At 42.9% G+C, this 19,410-nt stretch carries 20 protein-coding genes; 3 read left to right on the top strand and 17 right to left on the bottom strand.

From position 1 onward, the window contains the following. The 4 genes from U5K72_13585 to U5K72_13600 form a co-directional block, all read right to left on the bottom strand. Positions 1-799, bottom strand: a 799-nt coding sequence (locus U5K72_13585) for an Hsp33 family molecular chaperone HslO (protein MDZ7719843.1), incomplete at its 3' end; no start/stop codon positions are given. A gap of 146 nt (positions 800-945) precedes the next feature. Further along, positions 946-1,770: a DUF6159 family protein gene (locus tag U5K72_13590; GenBank protein ID MDZ7719844.1), complete on the bottom strand. Its 825-nt coding sequence runs from the start codon at positions 1,768-1,770 to the stop codon at positions 946-948. Between the two features lie 52 nt (positions 1,771-1,822). Next, positions 1,823-1,987, bottom strand: coding sequence for a hypothetical protein (locus tag U5K72_13595; GenBank protein MDZ7719845.1), 165 nt, complete (start codon positions 1,985-1,987; stop codon positions 1,823-1,825). A 238-nt stretch (positions 1,988-2,225) separates the two neighbouring features. Next, on the bottom strand, positions 2,226-3,350 hold the full coding sequence (locus U5K72_13600) for a Glu/Leu/Phe/Val dehydrogenase (GenBank protein ID MDZ7719846.1): 1,125 nt from the start codon (positions 3,348-3,350) through the stop codon (positions 2,226-2,228). 383 nt (positions 3,351-3,733) lie between these two features. Here U5K72_13600 and U5K72_13605 point away from each other — a divergent pair, with 383 nt between their 5' ends. Then, positions 3,734-4,411 carry a hypothetical protein gene (locus U5K72_13605; GenBank protein ID MDZ7719847.1) on the top strand — a complete coding sequence of 226 codons (678 nt, stop codon included), beginning with the start codon at positions 3,734-3,736 and terminating at the stop codon, positions 4,409-4,411. A gap of 2 nt (positions 4,412-4,413) precedes the next feature. Here the strand turns inward: U5K72_13605 and U5K72_13610 are convergent, their stop codons facing one another. The 12 genes from U5K72_13610 to U5K72_13665 all read right to left on the bottom strand — a co-directional run bounded on the left by U5K72_13610 (position 4,414) and on the right by U5K72_13665 (position 16,311). Next, entirely contained in the window at positions 4,414-5,295 is an 882-nt protein-coding gene (locus U5K72_13610) for a ZIP family metal transporter (GenBank protein ID MDZ7719848.1), read from the bottom strand. A gap of 121 nt (positions 5,296-5,416) precedes the next feature. Beyond that, positions 5,417-5,767, bottom strand: coding sequence for an MmcQ/YjbR family DNA-binding protein (locus U5K72_13615; protein ID MDZ7719849.1), 351 nt, complete (start codon positions 5,765-5,767; stop codon positions 5,417-5,419). 14 nt (positions 5,768-5,781) lie between these two features. After that, positions 5,782-6,318, bottom strand: coding sequence for a hypothetical protein (locus U5K72_13620; GenBank protein ID MDZ7719850.1), 537 nt, complete (start codon positions 6,316-6,318; stop codon positions 5,782-5,784). 431 nt (positions 6,319-6,749) lie between these two features. Further along, positions 6,750-7,340 (bottom strand): DedA family protein, encoded by a 591-nt coding sequence (locus U5K72_13625; GenBank protein MDZ7719851.1) that lies wholly within the window; start codon positions 7,338-7,340, stop codon positions 6,750-6,752. Between the two features lie 34 nt (positions 7,341-7,374). After that, on the bottom strand, positions 7,375-8,457 hold the full coding sequence (locus tag U5K72_13630; GenBank protein ID MDZ7719852.1) for an AI-2E family transporter: 1,083 nt from the start codon (positions 8,455-8,457) through the stop codon (positions 7,375-7,377). Between the two features lie 99 nt (positions 8,458-8,556). Continuing rightward, positions 8,557-10,164, bottom strand: a complete 1,608-nt coding sequence (locus tag U5K72_13635) for a hypothetical protein (protein MDZ7719853.1) — start codon at positions 10,162-10,164, stop codon at positions 8,557-8,559. Between the two features lie 281 nt (positions 10,165-10,445). Further along, positions 10,446-10,781, bottom strand: a complete 336-nt coding sequence (locus U5K72_13640) for a DUF423 domain-containing protein (GenBank protein MDZ7719854.1) — start codon at positions 10,779-10,781, stop codon at positions 10,446-10,448. A 334-nt stretch (positions 10,782-11,115) separates the two neighbouring features. Then, the gene (locus tag U5K72_13645) at positions 11,116-12,333 is read right to left on the bottom strand and encodes an aminotransferase class V-fold PLP-dependent enzyme (protein MDZ7719855.1); all 1,218 of its coding nucleotides are present in this window, start codon (positions 12,331-12,333) and stop codon (positions 11,116-11,118) included. A 172-nt stretch (positions 12,334-12,505) separates the two neighbouring features. After that, the gene (locus tag U5K72_13650; protein MDZ7719856.1) at positions 12,506-13,021 is read right to left on the bottom strand and encodes a RidA family protein; all 516 of its coding nucleotides are present in this window, start codon (positions 13,019-13,021) and stop codon (positions 12,506-12,508) included. Positions 13,022-13,238: 217 nt separating this feature from the next. Continuing rightward, the gene (locus tag U5K72_13655; GenBank protein ID MDZ7719857.1) at positions 13,239-14,504 is read right to left on the bottom strand and encodes an amidohydrolase/deacetylase family metallohydrolase; all 1,266 of its coding nucleotides are present in this window, start codon (positions 14,502-14,504) and stop codon (positions 13,239-13,241) included. 24 nt (positions 14,505-14,528) lie between these two features. After that, positions 14,529-15,020, bottom strand: coding sequence for a RidA family protein (locus tag U5K72_13660; GenBank protein MDZ7719858.1), 492 nt, complete (start codon positions 15,018-15,020; stop codon positions 14,529-14,531). A 364-nt stretch (positions 15,021-15,384) separates the two neighbouring features. Then, positions 15,385-16,311, bottom strand: a complete 927-nt coding sequence (locus U5K72_13665) for an SMP-30/gluconolactonase/LRE family protein (protein MDZ7719859.1) — start codon at positions 16,309-16,311, stop codon at positions 15,385-15,387. Positions 16,312-16,521: 210 nt separating this feature from the next. Here U5K72_13665 and U5K72_13670 point away from each other — a divergent pair, with 210 nt between their 5' ends. Next, a complete protein-coding gene (locus tag U5K72_13670) occupies positions 16,522-17,931 on the top strand; it encodes a PQQ-dependent sugar dehydrogenase (protein ID MDZ7719860.1) in 1,410 nt (469 codons plus the stop codon). Further along, complete coding sequence (locus U5K72_13675) at positions 17,888-18,268, top strand: cytochrome c (GenBank protein MDZ7719861.1); 381 nt, start codon at positions 17,888-17,890, stop codon at positions 18,266-18,268. The genes U5K72_13670 and U5K72_13675 overlap by 44 nt, the downstream gene beginning before the upstream one ends. A gap of 458 nt (positions 18,269-18,726) precedes the next feature. Here the strand turns inward: U5K72_13675 and U5K72_13680 are convergent, their stop codons facing one another. Beyond that, positions 18,727-19,383, bottom strand: a complete 657-nt coding sequence (locus U5K72_13680; GenBank protein ID MDZ7719862.1) for a CDGSH iron-sulfur domain-containing protein — start codon at positions 19,381-19,383, stop codon at positions 18,727-18,729. Between the last annotated feature and the right edge of the window lie 27 nt (positions 19,384-19,410).

Below are 19,410 nucleotides of genomic sequence, written 5' to 3' on the forward strand. Positions count from 1 at the left end.
GTTCTTTCAGGTCTTCGTAACTCAGCAAAGAGAGAGCATTTTTGAACTTGCCCGTGCTGCAACGGCAGAAGAAGTGAACGGGCTGTCGATCCAGTTCTTTAATTGTGAATGGTTCACAGGCTTTCTCCATTATGGAATCGATATACTGGTTGTTTTCAAGCATACTTGATACAGATGGCAGTTCCTTCACTGTTTTTTGCAGTGATTCCATCACTGATTCATCGGATTCAGGGAGTCTTTGGATGAGCACGCCCCCGGCTTGATTTACATCCCCATTGTCTTTAAGGCTAACATCAAGCAGAAAAGCGGACAATACCTGCTCCGATTGTACCATGTAATGAGCCATGTCTGAGAGTACATCTCCCTCTACAATCTCAATCGTACTGGTTCGCGGTTCGGCTTCATTGTAAAGCGTTTTTGATACAGTGAGAAGGCCAAGCCCGATTCCGTCTCCAATTTTTACATCCGGCTGACTGTAATCAAGTTCTGCCGCCGGGTTTTGGGAATAACCTCTGATCTCTCCCACACGATTGGCTTCAGCTACAAGAAGACCCACCGGCCCGTTTCCTTGAAGCTGAACTTTAATCCGTTCTTCGCCTTTCAGTTCCGAGGCAAGGAGCATCGCTGCGGTGAGAGTCCGCCCGAGAAGTACGGTATTTAACATGGAAAGGCCATGATTCTTCTTCGCGGTTTGAACTACATCCGTTGTTTTTACAACACTGATTTTAAACCGCCCTTCGGCTTCAATTCCCTTGATTAGTCTGTCGTTAAATTTAAATTCTTCTTTCTTCAGAGACATATGTTTAAATATTAAATATCCTTACAGATTATGAGTGATTTGAAACAAAATTTGGTCCCAAAATCGTTGCAAAGATACGGAGAAATCAGGCGATCAAATAACGGCTGTATATCTGAAAGATTGAGAATGTGTGAGATTATTTAAACTCAGTGAAAAGCATTGCTAATCTGAGTAATTGAATATGAAGACGGAATATTCTCCTTCCTTACAAAAAGATAGATCGCCCCCATAAAAATGGATTGGAGGGACCACTGTACCACCCCCATTCCAATCACCAAAAGTACTCCAACTGCAATACCGGCAATTGCAGGGGCTCCACCAAATTGCAAGCTCAGAAAAATGATGAAAAAAATCGGGAAACTTATAAGTGCAAATAGTAATCCAAAACTAAAATGACCGATAAGCTGCTCACCCCAGGAGTTTTTTAACATTTTTGCAGACAGTTTAAGTGAGGTGACCGGGCCTTTTCCCTCTACGATAAGAATAGGCAAAACAAGAAAACTGATAACCGTCCAGCTCAATCCCAAAAATGCTGAGAATATTTTTCCAATCGAATCGGAGGAGTTTTCAAGAGAATTTATGATCAAACCAACTGTTGAGGCAATGAAGGTCCATCCCAAAAGTGGAGTAATTCTGTGAGTAACCATTTTTAGTGCTTGAGAAATTGTGGGTCTGCCGCCACGCATCACTTCAATGGCATATACCACCGATGCAGAATTAAAAAACAACATCACAAAATAAGAGAGAAAATAGAAGAGAAAGAGATAAATGTACCCAAGCACTCCGGGCTGGTTCTCTAAAAAACGGATGGATTCGAGACTTCCCGTTGCAAAAAAGGGCAACATAAAACTGCCAATTATGAGCAGCGTAAAAATTCCTGAGAGAATTGGAAATATCAGGATCATGGCATCTTCTTTTAAAACCCGGAAAGAGCTTTTCATTAACGACCACGTATTCGAAAACCGATGCATAGGTATTGAATTTGTTTATTGACGATGTTCTAAAAAATATCAAAATGGCTGATTAATAAAACAGGGCATAGTAGATCACATAAAACCAGCTAAGAATTCCATGGATAATAGCCCATATGATCGACTTGTTGACCGACCATGAGATGGTTACTGCCAATGCTGATCCGAGTGTAATACCGCCCCGAACGGATTCTTTTACCTTTCCATTATTTTCCATCACTCTTTAAACTTTGTTAGAGTTTTATTTACAATTTTATGCATATATAATGCTGTATTTAGTAATGATATTTCGAGAATTCAAACACAATACGATCTTCTCTGGTAATTATTTACAGCAGGAAATAAAAAAAGCAACCCGTTTTACCGGGTTGCCCTGTATGGTGAGCTATGGGTCTCTTACCTGCTCATTTTAAACTCTCTCTTCGTCTTATCTATTTTGGCTCATGTGATTAAGATTAGGTTAAAATATTTTTAAGACTGCCAATATTTTGAATACGCTTTTCGGCAAGTTTATTGGATGCTTCAATCGGGGTCAGATTATGATTTTCAGCATATTCAAAAATGTTGAGAACGGTATCATAAATTTCAGCAGTTTTCTCCATCGCAAGGTTTTCATTATATCCCTGGGCTTGTAGTTCACTTGATATATTGATGATTCCACCGGCATTTATTACGTAATCGGGTGTGTATAAAATTCCTCTGTCCTGAAGCATCTGTCCGTGCTCTTGTTCATCATCCAAAATATTGTTTGCACCACCGGCAATAATATCACAGGATAGATGGGGAATGGTGTCCTCATTGATAATTCCACCGAGTGCACAAGGACTTAATATGTGGAGATCGAGTGTATAAATTTCATCGGGGTTTACAACTTTTGCTCCTGTCTCCTCTGCAAGTTTATGGGCTTTTTCATCAAAAATATCAGTGATAAAGAGGCTGACATTTTCGTTCTCCAGGTGTTTTGCAAGATAGGTTGCAACCGAGCCCGCACCCTGAATTCCAATTCGTTTTTCAGAGAGCGAATCACTGCCATAGGCTTTTTTTGCGGCCGCTTTTATTCCCATATACACGCCATAAGCAGTTACAGGTGAGGGGTCGCCACTGCCGCCAAGAGATTTTGGAATTCCGGTTACGTAGTCTGTTTCTGTATGAATCCAGCTCATTTCGCGCTCTGTCATTCCAACATCTTCGGCAGTAAAATACCGGCCGCCTAAACCGTCAATAAATTTTCCAAAAGCACGAAACATCTCTTCGGTTTTGTCAGTTCTGGAATCGCCAATGATGACCGCTTTTCCACCCCCAAAATTCAGGCCCGATATAGCTGCTTTATAGGTCATGCCCCGGGAAAGTCTTAAAACATCTTTGATGGCCTCATTTTCGGAAGCATAATTCCACATTCGGGTGCCGCCTAAAGCGGGCCCGAGTGTGGTATCATGGATTGCAACAATTGCTTTCAACCCGACCTCTGGGCGAGAGCAAAATACAAGTTGTTCGTGCTCCATGTTTTCAAGCTTCGAAAAAAGAGGATAGTTATTATTTGATGATACTTTGTTATCAGAAAACAGAACAGAATTTTTCATAAATAACAGATAACCCTATACGATAAAAATTGCTTTGGTAGCGCTTCCAAATATATAAAGTTTTATGAATTATTTATAATTATCTGTAAATAAATTTTACTTTCTGAATTCACTGAACTCATTGATAGAAAAGACTTTAATGTTAAATAATTATAAATGAGCCTGATCTGCTATGAGCCTGTTTTGGAATAGTTGAATAGAAGGCTTTGCAAAACTCTGACCGTCATCCTGAACTTTCCCATCGTTCCTCCGGGGGATTCAGGATCTCCAGATACTGGCTATAAAGACGAATGGAGAATCTGAATCGAGTTCAGATTGACCAATAACCACGGTTTTGCAAAGCCCTCGAATAATGTACTTTTCTAATCTTTAAAAATGACAAGATGATGCAAAAAGGACTAAAAATAGTTGTAGGAATATTTGTTGTATTAGCCGCCGTATTTATCATTTTGAATGTGACTATTGACGGTATTGTGAAATCAACAATTGAAACGAGTGGGTCGGAGTTGTATCAAACAGAGGTGAAGGTTGGTAATGTTAATGTTTCTGTTTGGAATGGATCAAGTGAAATCAATGAATTTGTAGTTTATAATCCCGGACAATTCAGTGATCAACCGGCAATAGAGATGGATGAAATCCATTTGAAATTTGATCTGACAACCATGTTATCGGATACAATTCTTATCGAAAATATTCGGATATCCGGTGCAAGGCTTTTTTTCGAGCAACAGGGATTTGGCATCAATCTAAGGCAGTTGAATGAGAATATGAATCTTTCGGAGGAGGATGATGAACCGGTTGTGGTGATTGATTATCTGATAATGGAAAATGCGACAGTTAGAGTGAGCAGTACAATTGACCGCGAAAGAACAGCAGAAGCAAGTATTGAGACTTTTGAGCTTGAGGGAATTGGCCGTAATGGGAGTAATACTATAAAACAGAGTATGCAACAAATAATGGAGCCATTGATTGAACGAGCAATTCGAGAAGCGATGACCGGTGGTTTACTGCAGCAACTCGAAAACAGGATAAAGGATCTGCTTGGCGGGGATGATAATTAGTTTTACGCATCCAGGACTATTTGAAAAAGAATCATAGCTATAGCTGTAATGATCATTAAAATATATACACGGTGAGACTTTAACTCATCGCGGGCATCAGGTAAAAGTTCCCTGAAAACCATCCAGAACATAGCGCCTGCAGCAATTCCCAGGCCAATGGGCAGGTAGGTTTTAAATGCCAGTACAAATAAAAACGCCGGAACGGCCATAATGGGCTGAGGCAGGCTGCTGAATATACTCCAAAAAGCCGCCTTCCGAACAGTAGTTCCGCGCGGAATAAGAATAAGGCTGATAGCCAGCCCTTCCGGTATGTTATGGATGGCAATTGCAATGGAGATGAAGGAGCCAAAGGATGAGCTTTCGCCAAACGATACTCCAACGCCAACTCCTTCAGCAAATGAGTGAACCGTCATAATACCAACAATCATCAACATTTTAATGGCGCTTGCACCGGTTACCTGTCCTATCGAATAATCTTCATCGGTATTGTCAAGAATCTTATGAGAGAGCAACACCAGTATTCCGCCTGCAATGAGGCCGCCGATAACTTTAATGATGCTATATTCCACCCCTTCAATCGTAAAACCCTCATAAACAAGCCCGATGCTTGCCCCGAGCATCAGGCCGGCGGCAACTGAATTTCCAACTCCAAGCCACTTATTGTCGAAACTTTTTATAAATAAAAAAGGTATTGCCCCGAAACCTGTGGTTGCAGCCGTTATGAATGCAGCTACAAACACATGATAGATAGTCACGTTTCCGTCAGTCATATCTCCCACCACCCAGTAGGAAGCTGCCATAACAGCTATGAGCAGGAGTACAGCAATTGCGCCATTAAGAAAATCGTTTTCTTTAGGCCGTTCGATTGAATTTTTAGCGCTCATCTACGGAGTTTAACAATTGAGAGGTGGAAGATTCGTTCGTTTGTATACGAATTCTACGGAATGTTTAGAGTGGATAAAATATAAATTGTAATAGAAGAGCTTTACATTATCGATAAATCTATTATTTCAGCGTCTCCTGATCTTTCATTGGCAATTTTGCTACTACCAGGTCATAGGAATTCATGATCCATGATTTAAGCAAATCATCCGGGAGATTGTTAGGCATCTTTACAGTGTTCCAGTGTTTCTTATTCATATGATAACCGGGAATAACAATGTCGGGATATTTTTCACGGAGCTCTATAGCTTTAGCCGGTTCACATTTTACATTCAAGCTGTCAAATTGATCCACATTGCAAAGTGCAAATATCTTTCCCTTTACTTTGAACACGAGCGTGTTATTATCAAACGGAAACTCCTCGTTTACTTTTCGAAAAGACAGGCAATAGTCGCGGAATTTTTGAATGTTCATAAGCGGACCCAGTTTTAATTCGCCTGTTTATAATCATCAATAAACTGATTTATTACATTTTCTGCCGCCTGGTTTATCAGCGGAAGCCGATCCTGCGAGACAATGCCAACCATTCCGGTATCCCAGGTACTGGCTGATGTTTGAAGATCTCTGTTTAAGATGAGTTTTACAGGCTGGTAAAGCTGAAGATTTATCGAAAAGGGAATAAGCCCGTTATCCAATCTCATGGTATTAATATGCATATACAGAAAGGGAATGTCGGCGGAAGATTCTACCTCTTCATCAGATATAAATCTAATTCCGGCTTCTACAAGTTGATTGATCGCCTGCTGACGTATCACGGAAGGGGTTAGAGAATCGTGATCCACTACTTGCCGGCTGCCCTCAATATTTGCTGTAAATCCAAATTCCTGGAGACCCTGCAGTGAAATTCTGCCCCTTTCAATTTCATTTTGGGCAAAAAGTGATGCCGGAAAAATTATGAATAACAAAAGAATTGCAAGCTTTATTTGATTTAAAAACCATTTTTCTGAAAGCAATTGGGTATCCATAATCACGACCGTTTTGGGTATAGTTTTTCGTGTTTCTATTTACAATATAACAGATGATCTGAATTTGCAAAGAGGAGCTTCTGCATCTATTTAGTGTTATTAGAAAGCTCATTATACCCTAAGAAAAACGTCAAGATCAAGGCGAGGGAAAAGTGCCGATGCTTCTGGCATGTTTTCTAATAGAAGGTTTTGCAAAACTCTGACCGTCATCCTGAACTTCATATCCCTGGAGAATCAGAACTAGTGCCGACGCCTCCGGCATGTTTCTCAGCAGAAGGTTTTGCAAAAACTTTCGACCGTCATCCTGAACTTTTCCATGGATCCCTCGGGGATTCAGGATCTCCAGATACTGGCTATAAAGACCAATGGAGAATCTGAATCGAGTTCAGATTGACCAATAACCACGGTTTTGCAAAGCCCTCTAATAAACACTATTTATTTCTGATGATATATATGATATAAGAGAGTATAATGAATCCAAAAACAGCGAATCCAACAGGGTCCAGGTAAGCCTCAACTCGGTGGTAATTTCGGCCAAGTATCTGTCCAAAGTAGGTTAGCAAACCTATCCAAATTGTAGTGCCGGCAACAGACAGAGAGATAAAACTAAAGAAGTTCATGCGTGCAACTCCGGCGGGAATGGAGATGAGTGTTCGTATACCGGGAATTAAGCGGCAAATGAATACGGAAGAGGCATCATGCCGTTCAAACCACCGGGTGGCTCTGTCGATATCGTTAGGACTCAACATTATCCATCGCCCATATTTTTGTGCCCAACTCTTAATTTTATCCTCGCCAATTTTTAATCCGAGGTAATAAAATGGAATCGTTCCAAGAACTGAACCGAAAGTACCCGCAACTATCACTCCAAAGAAATTAAGTTCTCCCTGCTCCGTTACAAATCCGGCAAACGGCATGATTACCTCCGATGGAATAGGCGGAAAGATGTTTTCAAGAATCATCAAAAAAGCAATTCCGGGATACCCAATCGACTCAATGATATTTTTTACCCAATCAAACATAGATAGTTCAGAAATTTAGAATACGAAATAAAGATTACTCGGAATCTTGACCGGATTGAAGAAAACTGAGCTGGATAGTGTGCCGTTCCGTCCCGCGCGTTCCAAGCAGGTATCCAATCGGTTTGAGTGATTCGATATTTTCACAAACAATTTTCATCATGGCCAGGTAGGGAATAACCATAAACATTCCGGGCATGCCCCATATCATGCCTCCCGCGATCAGTGAAAAGATAATGACCAGCGGATTGATCTGAACATAGGAGCCTGTAATATTGGGAGTGAGAATATTGTTCTCGAAAAACTGCACCACAAAGAACTGCCCCACAACACCAAGTGCAACACCGGGCGATTGGGTTGCAACTACAAAAATAAAGACAATTCCATATCCTATAACTGTGCCCAGGTAAGGAATGAGATTAAAGATCGCCGCGATAATTCCAAATAAAATGGCATACTGAACACCAATAAGATAAAATCCCAGGGAGTTGATCCCCATCAGCACAAAACAAACAATAAAAAGTCCTTTCATATATTTTGGCACAACTTCAGATGCCTGCTCAATGATATTATCGGCAATATTCTGTTTATCGTCAGGAACCAACAACTGGATAAAATTTTTGAACTTATCCCGGTAAAAAAGAAGAAGAAATGTGTACACGGGAACAAGTGCTACAGCCAGAATTGAGTTTGCTGTTGCCGTAAAAAATGTTTGTAGATATTGGCCTGTGTTTCCTACAGCATTTTTAATCATTGAATCTTGTTCACTTTCCTGAACCCCGATTAAACTACCGAGTGAACGCTGGAAACTGCTTAGATTCTGTCGAAACTGTTCCTGTATCTCAGGAAGATCTGCTGTAAATGTAGCTACTAACAGAGCCATACCATAAACAGATCCAATGACTATCACCGTTGTAAAAATAATGAGTACAAAGTTGGTGAGGATTCTTGACAACCCTTTTTTTTCGAGCCGTTCTGCAGCCGGGTAAAGCAGGTATGCAAGGAGTATGGAAAAGCAGAGAGGAACGAGAAGTGTTTTTGTGATGATAAGCGCAGCAATAATCAGAAATGCGAGCGATAACAGGATAAGAGACCGAATAACAAGTGGATATTTGTCCATAGAAATAGAGTTTAAATACGATCAGCCTTATTTATGTGATGATTATTAACTTGATTGCATATAATTATTCGCGAACAACCGGAATTACGCTCCTATCGGTCATAATCCTACATTATCTTTCAAACCGGTAGATAATGACTTCCACCAATAGCTGAAAATTGATTTTGTTCGTTTGCGTTCTTTGGAAACTTCACCTCTGCGGAATGGATCTTGATCATTATCCTCCTTTATTTTTATCAAATTTGCAAGCATTGTTTTAAACCACCGGCTGCCTCCATCGTTTACATTCTCGGTATTGAGTACGGCAATTTTCAGATCGCTGTACACAAGTTGGGTCCAGCCGGATGCAGAGTCTGCGCCGAGATTCATCAAAAATTGCAGGGAATGAATGGTGCCCCGCTCAGCACGAACAAGTCCCACCGGTTCCAGGATCGGGTTTAGTTGGGCGGCTTGCATGCCGGCAAGCGTTCCCCGCACAGTATGGTCTCCGTTCTCATCCATAGGAAATACAAAATGAGCATCCAGTTCTGCGCTTCCCATCACGTCCGATGTTACATCCAGGGTAATTTCATGTCCCCCGCTAATGGTCGTTGAGTCGTTCGTTACGTTGGCAAACACGCCATTCACGTTTGCAAACGTAACGGTTCCAGGCCGATCCACATCCGGCAGATGCTCGCTGTAACTGATTTCGGATTGGTTGATTGCAATAGTGTCTATAGTAACGGGAAAATTGAGATTTTTGAACGCTACATGAGGAAACGTCTTCACCCGATCAGGATCATCCGGCAGAAGTTTACTGTGAAAAACGTCCAGGTTTGCCTTGTCGATAATCAATTTTTCGGCGATGAAGTTGCCCGTGTTGACCGAATCAATATTGAGATTTTCAAGACTTACCTGATCCACGGTTAAAGAAATCCTGTCTTGTTGATGACCAATCTGCTGTGCAAACTCGTACCGGGGATACTTCGGTATCAATTTCAGTGAATCGATCGAAGCAATATTTTTAGCAGTGGAATATTCGGTTTGATGAGATTCGAGTGTATAAAGACCGTTTTTAAAAGCATACCGGATCTTTCCGGTTGATGTTGTAACCGATTCAAAGTTAAAAAAAGGAGAGGTGAGCCTGCTTGATGAATCAACCCGAACTCCTGAAATTGTCAAGTCAAAATTATGGAGTTCAGCCCTGGAACTGTCCTGCCCGGAGATTTGAACAATCACTGAACCGTCCTCAACGGTAAACCGATCAACAATAACATCCGGTGGTTTTATTAGGTTTGAAGAATCATCTTGCCGGTTCAGAAATGCAAGAGAATCCGGACTGTTTTCTATAAGAGTTACAACAGGATGGATCAGTTGAACATCGCCAAGGTTTACAGATCCATTCAGCAGATATGAAAGAAATTGTATGCCGGTGACTGACAATTGATCGAAGTCAACTTTGGGAGCAGTAGATGATGAGTTGGTGGGGTGAAGGCTCACATCATTCAGCTCCATTTTACGATTCCAGACACTGAGAGAAAGCTCCCCGACATTCATTTCATATTGATTTTGAGTCTGTTGATTTACTGCATCAACAAGCCGGCTTTCAACAAAATCATCTATGTAAAAACTCAGAAAAATCTGGATTCCGGCAAGAATAAGCAGGATGACTATGGCAATTGTCAGCCCGATCTTGAGTAATTTACGGCGGGTATCTCCGGAACTCATGATTCTATTTTCCTCTTAAGAATTTTTTAAATCCCAAGCTGCTGATATCATAAAAAAAAACACTTTGAAGGCTTTGCAAAACCGTGGGTATGCGTCAATCTGAACTCGATTCAGATTCTCCATTCGTCTTTATAGCCAGTATCAGGAGATCCTGAATCAAGTTCAGGATGACGGTCATAGTTTTGCAAAGCCTTCACTTTATGATATAGTTGGATGTTAAAATATAGTAACAAAATTTTTAGAAAGTGTGATGGTTCAACTGAAGCCCGTGCACTTACTTGTTACTCTTTTTTCAGAACAGCAATAAATAGAAATATCCACCCAAGAATAAAAGCAACACCGCCGATGGGAGTAATAGCTCCGAGCCATCCGATATCCAAAAGCGTGAGGAGATAGAGGCTGCCTGAAAAGATGAGAATACCGGCGATCAGGGAGTACCCACTCCATTTCATCCATTTGTTGTTGATGTGGTATGAGACAGTGCCAACGATCAATAAACCAAGTGCATGATAGAAGTGGTATTGAACGGCAGTTTGATACACTTCAAAGCGCTGCGGAGTTAACATTCCCTCAACAATGTGAGCGCCAAATGCTCCGAAAACTACTGCAAGTGCCATGAAGATTGCGCCGATTTCGAGAAATTTTTTAGGTTGATTCATATTAAGTACAACGGGCAGCCTGCCCGTTTCTATTATTCTATATTAAGTTTCATACAATTATTCGGGCCAATCCGTCAGTATCAATCGAAAAGGGTTATTTTGTCTTAACGAAGTATCCTGGAGCCGGAGAAGCTCTCCGGTGTACTATGTACAACGGACAGCCTGTCCGTTACTACAAATTGTTAAAAGGGTTTGATATATCGGTTCGGGTTTATCCAAAAAATTCATCATAATTGAGGGTCATAAAACTTGTTATATTCAATCAGTGCCGGAGAAGCTCTCCGGCGTACGTTTATGCCATAGCATTTTCCAGTTCCTCTTTCAGCCGTTTGGCTACAATGCCAACCTCCTCCGGCTGCATCATAAACACACTGACCTCAACCGATTCATCGCCTCCAAACGTAACAATAGATGGATACCCGCTTTCCAGATTTTCACGCAGCTTGGGAGGTGTAATTTGGATCGTTTCCTGATCCCATTTGATGGACAGATGGGGAACATGATTGGCAACGGGAAACACATAATGATTCGTCTCTACGGATGGAACAGTACTCACAGCCTCATCAATTCGGGCTACACGATTTTCCCACTCTTTCCAGTCTTTCTCATGATCGCGTTCAAGATATTTTTCCAACGCTACCATCATTGCTAAGATCTCCTCTTTATTCACTTTCATGCCACGCCCAATGGTATCACTGTGTGGAACCGTGTTGAGCCGAGCCGCTTCAATCAACTCCTTTCGGCCGAACAGCAACCCGGCACTCTGTGGCCCCCGAATGGCTTTTCCGCCCGAGAAGGTTACAAGGTCGAATCCAATTTCTGTGTATTTAAAAAGGTTTTCAACAGGAGGAACATCAGCCGCCGCATCGATAAATGTGGGGACATTGTGATTTTTGCCAATCTGAACAAACTGCTCATGACTTACGCTATGCTCGCCGGCGGCGTTAAAAAAGAGCATCATCACCGTCCGGTCATTAATCGCGTTTTCCATCTCTTGCGGACCGTCCACTTCAACCATTTTTATGCCCGTATTCCGAACGGCATGATCGTAGCCAAAACGGTGGGTTTTTTGAATAATCACTTCCAATTGTTCTCCGGGCAGATTGGGCAGTGTCCGAATTTTTTCAGGGTCTTTACCCGTAATCGTTGCAGCTGTACCCAGTGTTAATGCAGAAGCTGCACCTGCCGTCACCATTGCCCCCTCGCATTTCAGCATCTCTGCAATTCGCTCGCCGACTTTGTCTTGCAACTCATTCAAATCCACAAACTGTTGAGAAGCATAATTGTATGCTTCAATCACTTCCGGGTGCATCAGCGATCCCGACTTCGCCGTAATCGTGCCCCAGGCATTAATAAACGGTTTCACTCCCAGTTCTGTGAAGAAATCGCGGCTGTATTTCGGCCGAGTCAATTTTTCACCTGATACTTTTCTGATCGCATTTGATCCCGCAAGCCCACCCATAAACGGAAGAGTTGCAAGCATTTTTAACATCGTTCGTCGGTTTAACATTGGTTTATTTTTGATTAAAAAATTAGGGGTTTTAAGTCTCCCCTTGAGGGGAGACAGAGTTTTTCAAATGTTCTTGAAAAACTCAGAGGGGTGTTAACGGCACGAGTCTTGAGACATCCCCCGAGTTCATTCGCTATACGCTCATTTCACTTTCCCCCTTCAAAGGGGGAATTTAATCCACAACCTCCACAATCATCTCAATTTCTACGGGAATATTACTTGGCAAGGAGCCCATCCCAACCGCAGATCTCGCATGTTTTCCGCGATCACCAAAAACTTCAACCATCAAATCAGAAAAACCGTTGATAACCTGTGGATGGTCGCCAAAAGTGGGTTCAGCATTCACCATCCCCAGCACTTTTACAATTCGTTTTACTTTGTTCAAATCGCCAATCTCAGCCTTCAGGGAATTGATGAGAGAAATTCCTGTCAATCGAGCGGCTTCTTTGGCTTCTTCAACGGTAATCTGATCCGTACCCACACGGCCGGTAACAAGTCCTCCTTCTGGTTTGTCGGGACCATGACCTGAGAGAAATATGAGATTTCCGGTTCGAACAGCTTTCACATAATTCGCAACCGGTGGAGTTGGAGGGCTCAGTTCAATTCCCAGCTCCGAAATTCGCTCCTCCACATCGTAATCATAGAGGTTTTCTGAATTGGTTTGATTGTCGGGTTTTGCACATGTCATAGTAAAAAGTGGGATTAGGATTAATAGGGTTACATTTTTTAGCATAAACAAGAAATAGGTTGAGGGTTTAAAAATCTCCCTTTGAGGGGAGACATGATTTCTCAATTGTTCTTGAGAAATCAAGAGGGGTGTCTGCGTGGTGCGGTGACATCCCCCGAGTTCTCCCGATTCTGATAAATCAGATCGGTATCACTTTCCCCCTTCAAAGGGGGATTTATTATTCCTCAAAAGGAGTAGCTGCCAGTCCATTCAGATCCCAAACTACACTCCCGGCGCGAATGGTCAGTTCCGGTTGTAGTTTTTGAGATCCGGGGAGGCTGAATCCACGGGAATCAATAAACCCGAAATCTCCTTCTTGAAGACTAAAAACGGCAATATCCGCAACGGCACCTTCACTTAAATGTCCCAGTTCTTCGCGCTGAATAACCTGTGCCGGTTTCCAGGTGGATGCCTCAATAACTTCATTCAAAGTCATCCCAAGATTCATAAATTTAGACATCAGATTCGCCATATTTTTCATACCGCCATTCATACTGCCGATGTGAATATCCGTGCTGATGGTATTTGGCCACAATCCCTGCTCAATCGCCGGAACGGCTACACTGTAAAAGAAGCTGCCTCCTCCGTGGCCCACATCAAAAATGATTCCATTTTCCTGGGCCTCCAGCATACCATCACGCAGTTGATCGTTTTCATCAATTACCGCCTGCCGGACTTCCACACCACCGCCATAAACATGTGTGTAGATGTCTCCGGGACGCAGAATATCATTCACAAGACTGTCAATCGGAAGCGGCGGAATAGCTCCGCCAAAATCTACCATCACCGGGATGTTTGATTTTTCGGCTGCAGTGACCGTTCTGCGATAGGGCTCCCAATCTCTGCCGTTGTAGTGAGCAATTTTAACTCCTACAATCTCAGAGTGTTGATTTGCAATAATCGAGGTCATTCTCGGATCCATATCCGCAAGATTCTGTTCGGGCGCGCCACTCATACCATCGCCCACAATGTTGATAAACGCCAGAACGCGGGTTTGTGACCGGTCAATCACCTGGTCTTTGAACTGCTGAAAATTTCTCCAACCAGCACCGCCAACATCCACCACGGTGGTTACACCGGATCGAAATGTAAAACCATCCGGGGGAAGTGCATTAAAACCATCGCTGTAGGCGCGATAAGGTTCCGTACCGTAGAAATTGTGGCTGTGCATGTCTATCAGGCCGGGAGTGATATAGAGCCCGGAGGCGTCCACAACTTTCTTCGCCTCATTTTCCGGGATATTTGCTGCAACACGGGCAATGGTGTTACCGGAAATAGCGATATCAAAAACACCGTCAATCTCATTTCTTGAGTCTATGACATGTCCGTCTTTTAGCAGGAGATCATAATTCTGGGCAAACAGAAGGGATGGTAAAAGCAGGATTAGTGTGATGAATAACGAAGCGGTTTGTTTAAAATGAACCTTAAATAGTGAGCAGGTCATAATTGCAAATAGTTTAGATTACGATTAAAGAGCGGCAATACAGTCAATTTCAACCAGTGAATTTCCGGGTATTCCGCCGTGGCAGGAAACGGTTGTGCGAACAGGCGGGCTGTCTCCAAACCGACCGCGGTAGGCCGCATTCAAACCATCATAATCGCGGATATCATGAAGGTACACATTCACCTTCAGGACTCTGTCCATGGATGACCCCGCTTCTTCAAGAGCTTCTTCAATCTGATCTAATACCGAATTGGTATGAACCGTAATATCTCCCTCTCCGTGTTCGCCTTTTCCGGCTACGTACACAAGGCCGTCATGAATTTTTACGCTTGAAAAAAGCGGAACTTCGCCTTGTTGATTTTTACCGGTAATGGATGTAATCGGTTTAGAAGATTCTTCACTTGAAGCAGCTTTTGCCTGTGAGATTCCGAAAAGTCCGGCACCGGCAGCCAGGAGTCCACTAAACATTGATTTGATGGCAGATTTTCGTGTTGTTTTTTGGGTGTTGTGATCCATTTGTTTTGAGCTGTTTATTTGAATTTAAGTTGGTTAATAAATTCCCCCTTTGAAGGGGGAGAAATCAACAAAGTTGGTTCAGGGGGGATGACTTTTATGTCTTCATTCAATAACTAAATTTGTTAATTGTTTTCAGGATTGGCCATCCCCCATTGCCCCCTTCGAAGGGGGACACTTTTGAATTAAAATCATCGACCTGTAATGTACTTCCGACAGGATAGATTTACAAAATGAAGATCGGCTCGGCGAGCCGATGTATGTAGCAGTGCTTGCTGAGCAATGAAATCCTTTTTTTACCCAAAAAATCTATACTGGCGCAAGTTTGTCCCTGGGGATCTCTATAAGGTAACTTACACTTTACTATTCAAGATCTATCAAACAACTTCCAGCTTCTTCCCGGTGTATCTGTTCTGAACAGCTGGATATTTCCAATATCGGCAACGGTGCAGTAAACAGTTTTACCATCCGGCCCGCCAAACGCAAGATTGGTAATGTTTTTTCCGTCCGCCATCTTAATTTCACGAATAATTTCTCCCTCCGGCGAAACGATTACAACCGTGCCTTTGCTGTGGCGGGTGATATAAAGGTTTCCTTTTTGATCACATCGCATTCCATCTAATCCAAAATCGGGGAATTCTATCAAAATTCGTTTGTTGCTGATCTCTCCAGCTTCAGACAGATCGTACTGCCACACTTTTCGCTGAACCGATTCACCTACATAAAGCTTCTTCTCATCCGCACTGACCTCTACGCCATTGGTCGTTCCCATATTTTCTTCAAGTAGTGTTGTGGTTCCGTTCGTATCAATCCGCCAAAGCTGACCGGTGGATTCACTCCAATTGGGATCACTCGCGTACAAAATATCATTGGCTCCGATTGCCAGGTCGTTGGGTTGATTCATTCTTGGTTCATGCGCAAATACAGAGATCTCTTTCGAATCCATATCCACTTTCAGCACATTGTGATTCACATAATCCGCCAGGAACATTTCACCCCGGCTGTTAAATCGAATTCCGTTGGCAATGCTCCCATCAGACAGTTCTATAAAAACAGAGCCATTTCCACCTGGTGTGATTTTTCCGATGGTTCCCTGCCGGGCAAAATTCACAGCGTAGAGATTTCCATCTGTATCCACGGCCGGCCCTTCCGCACCGGATGTAAAACTGCCCGGCTCCGTAAAATGAGTGACTTCAAAAAGTTCCTGTTTGCTGATTTTCGGTAAAGCGGATAAAAGTGAAGGTGCTGCTAAAACTGATCCTCCGATTACTTTTAAAAATCTCCGTCTGTTCATGTAAGTATCTGCGTTTATTAGATTGAATTCTATTATATGTTTTCATGTCGTCATTACGAGGAATAACCATCATGAAAAATATTCAATTCGAATATGTGCTCGAACTTATATATTTATTACCTAATTTTCCGATGCTAATTTTCAGGGATTCTTTTTTTGAACGAACAATATTTACATAAAAACTTTTTCACGGGACAGATTCTTTTTCTGTTGAAATCTGCAGCCCTCTTTGGTTTTCTTCTGATAAGCTCCATCTCTTGTCAGTTTGAAAACCGTGTTCAACTTCCGCCCGGTGATCGGGATGATGGAGGGCTTACTCTGCCCGATGACTTCGAAGCAGTAGTGGTGGCCGATAGTGTTGGCCCGGCCCGCCATCTTGTGGTAAATGAAAATGGCGATATCTATGTAAAGTTGAAGCGAGCTTATGAAACCGGCGGAATTGCAGCGTTTCGTGATACGACCGGAGATGGAAAAGCAGATATCATCAAAACATTCAGCCTGGATCAGACCCGGGGGAATTACGAAACCGGTATGGAGATTCACGACGGTTATCTCTATTACAGCACACATCTGTATGTTTTTCGGTATCCATTGATTCCCGGTGAGTTGATTCCAGATACCACCCGCCGCGATACCATTGTGATTGACGATCACGATCCCGGTCATCATGAGCATATTGGAAAACCTCTCTCATTTGATGGTGAAGGAAATCTGTACACGGCTTATGGAGCACCCTCGGATGCGTGCCAGGAGCAGAATCGTATTCCGGGTTCGCCGGGACAAGATCCCTGCCCGATTCTTGAAGATCATGCAGGAATCTGGAAGTTTCAGTCGAATCAATTCAACCAGGTTCAACAGAAAAGTTCGAATGCAGAAAATAACTCTGTCTTAAATCCAACCGGAAAGAGATATGCTTCCGGCCTGCGCAGTATTGTGGCGATGGACTGGAATCCGGTTGATAACGAACTTTATGTGGTACAACACGGCCGCGATAATCTTCACAGCATGTGGCCTCAGCTGTTTACCGCCTGGGATAATGCCGTGCTGCCGGCCGAGGAATTTGCCAGGGTTGCAGACGGATCAAACTTTGGATGGCCCTACTGTTTTTACGATCAGTTTCAAGAGAAGAAAGTTTTGGCGCCGGAGTATGGTGGGGATGGAAAAGTAATCGGGCGATGCAGTGAGTTTGATGATCCGCTGGTTGGATTTCCGGGTCACTTTGCACCGAATGATTTGAAGTTCTATCAAGCCGACCAGTTCCCGGAGTATTACAGGAATGGGGCGTTCATCGCATTTCACGGATCAACCATTCGAAATCCCTACCCGCAGGCCGGTTATTTTGTGGGATTTGTGCCTTATAAAGATGGAGAATTCTCCCAGGATTGGGATGTTTTTGCAAACGGATTTACAGAGGTTGATCCGGTGGTAAATACAAACGATTCAAACTATCGCCCGATGGGATTGGCGGTGGGTCCGGATGGATCATTGTATATCAGCGATTCCGTGAAAGGAAAAATTTGGCGGGTGATGTATAAAGGAGACAGGGAATCATTATGGAGAGGAACAACTGGCCAAAATGAAAGAAGTAAAACGAACAGCCAGCAATATTCGATACCCTGATGAGGTCGAGGATAATCTGCAGAAAGAAATTGGAGTGGCAGGCCAGAGGATTTATGAATTGTACTGCGCGGCTTGCCACCAGCGAAATGGAGAAGGAGTAGCCGGGCGTTTTCCGCCGATTAAAGGATCAACAAAAATACAACACAAAGATTCGCTTTTAACGGTGATTCTATCCGGTCAGAATACTCCCGATTATGAAATTCAAATGCCCCCGCATGACTTTTTGAGTGATGAGGAGGTTGCCGGGCTTTCAACCTATATTCTGCAGGAATTTGGGGGTTATCCGGATAGTGTTGCTTCGGATCAGGTTGGAAAAATCCGCGAAGTTTTGGAGTAAGTTTATTCTCCGGATTTTCATACAATCCTAAATCCAAAAAAAGAAACTTCGCGGATTTCTTATACGGTTTAACTTGTTCCGAAGGTCCTCCTTCGGAACACACTCGTAGAAGCTCTGCTTCTGGTAATACAACTGTAGAATTTGATTCCATTTGGGTGAGGTGACGGAGGAATGGAAGCGGAGCTTCGGTTTAGCATTCCGAAGGAGGACCTTCGGAACGAGTAAAGTGAAAAAGGTTAGGAATTTAGAATAGAGCAAGTCATCGGATGAGGTCAGATCTATGTACAACGGGCAGCCTGCCCGTTTCTACAAATTGTGTTTAAGGACTCATTCATTCTGGTTCGATTTCAATTCATTTGATCACCATAAGGATGTTCGGGTTTTACTCGATTCCGGGTCATGGGTGCCGGAGAAGCCCCGAACGATCGGGATGGCCTGGCCACTCTCCGGCGTACAGGTTATTCGGCTTCAAACCCAATCTCTTTATGTGTCCCGTCACAAAAGGGTTTGTTGGATGAACCACCGCACCGGCAAAGTGCAATACCTTTTGAGGATGTCACTTCGCCAATTTTGGATGATTCCAACGTATATATGCCCTCGAGCAGTACCGGGCCGTTCTTCATAAGTTTGATCAACAACGTATCCTGGTTTTCCTCGTCCATCTGTTCCATACCGGAAGTATCCGCGCCAACATCAGCACTCCAGTTTAAATCTTCATGAGAGTTGTCGCAGGCAGGTTTGTTGGCGGAAGCCCCACATCGGCATAAAGCAAAACGGGTGTCCTTTAAAACAGTATTTCCCTCAGCATCCTGTACTTCCAGGTCACCGAAAAAATATAAGGGACCGTTTTCCCGGAGTTTAATTCGGTTTTTTGAGGATGGTTTTTCTGATCGGTCTCCGTTTTTCACTTCATAATGAAGCGCACCTGTCGGGCATCGTTCAATCACTTCTGTAATTTCATCAACGGACCCTTTTTCAGGTTGTATCCAGGGTTTTTGATCGGGATCGAACACATCATTTAATCCATGCACACACTCCTCCGCATGGATACACCGTTTTTTATCCCAGGTTACTTTTATTTCATCGCTGTCGTAAGAGAAAGTTCGTTCCTGCATATCCTGAAGTTATTTCTTTAAAGTTTG

The sequence above is a fragment of the Balneolaceae bacterium genome (assembly GCA_034521495.1).
GTDB lineage: Bacteria > Bacteroidota > Rhodothermia > Balneolales > Balneolaceae > Rhodohalobacter.

Bases quoted from the DNA above. Each gene is read 5' to 3' on its own strand.
- U5K72_13590 (MDZ7719844.1), bottom strand. From the start codon at position 1,770: ATGCATCGGTTTTCGAATACGTGGTCGTTAATGAAAAGCTCTTTCCGG.
- U5K72_13595 (MDZ7719845.1), bottom strand. From the start codon at position 1,987: ATGGAAAATAATGGAAAGGTAAAAGAATCCGTTCGGGGCGGTATTACA.
- U5K72_13600 (MDZ7719846.1), bottom strand. From the start codon at position 3,350: ATGAAAAATTCTGTTCTGTTTTCTGATAACAAAGTATCATCAAATAAT.
- U5K72_13605 (MDZ7719847.1), top strand. From the start codon at position 3,734: ATGATGCAAAAAGGACTAAAAATAGTTGTAGGAATATTTGTTGTATTA.
- U5K72_13610 (MDZ7719848.1), bottom strand. From the start codon at position 5,295: ATGAGCGCTAAAAATTCAATCGAACGGCCTAAAGAAAACGATTTTCTT.
- U5K72_13615 (MDZ7719849.1), bottom strand. From the start codon at position 5,767: ATGAACATTCAAAAATTCCGCGACTATTGCCTGTCTTTTCGAAAAGTA.
- U5K72_13620 (MDZ7719850.1), bottom strand. From the start codon at position 6,318: ATGGATACCCAATTGCTTTCAGAAAAATGGTTTTTAAATCAAATAAAG.
- U5K72_13625 (MDZ7719851.1), bottom strand. From the start codon at position 7,340: ATGTTTGATTGGGTAAAAAATATCATTGAGTCGATTGGGTATCCCGGA.
- U5K72_13630 (MDZ7719852.1), bottom strand. From the start codon at position 8,457: ATGGACAAATATCCACTTGTTATTCGGTCTCTTATCCTGTTATCGCTC.
- U5K72_13635 (MDZ7719853.1), bottom strand. From the start codon at position 10,164: ATGAGTTCCGGAGATACCCGCCGTAAATTACTCAAGATCGGGCTGACA.
- U5K72_13640 (MDZ7719854.1), bottom strand. From the start codon at position 10,781: ATGGCACTTGCAGTAGTTTTCGGAGCATTTGGCGCTCACATTGTTGAG.
- U5K72_13645 (MDZ7719855.1), bottom strand. From the start codon at position 12,333: ATGTTAAACCGACGAACGATGTTAAAAATGCTTGCAACTCTTCCGTTT.
- U5K72_13650 (MDZ7719856.1), bottom strand. From the start codon at position 13,021: ATGACATGTGCAAAACCCGACAATCAAACCAATTCAGAAAACCTCTAT.
- U5K72_13655 (MDZ7719857.1), bottom strand. From the start codon at position 14,504: ATGACCTGCTCACTATTTAAGGTTCATTTTAAACAAACCGCTTCGTTA.
- U5K72_13660 (MDZ7719858.1), bottom strand. From the start codon at position 15,020: ATGGATCACAACACCCAAAAAACAACACGAAAATCTGCCATCAAATCA.
- U5K72_13665 (MDZ7719859.1), bottom strand. From the start codon at position 16,311: ATGAACAGACGGAGATTTTTAAAAGTAATCGGAGGATCAGTTTTAGCA.
- U5K72_13675 (MDZ7719861.1), top strand. From the start codon at position 17,888: ATGAAAGAAGTAAAACGAACAGCCAGCAATATTCGATACCCTGATGAG.
- U5K72_13680 (MDZ7719862.1), bottom strand. From the start codon at position 19,383: ATGCAGGAACGAACTTTCTCTTACGACAGCGATGAAATAAAAGTAACC.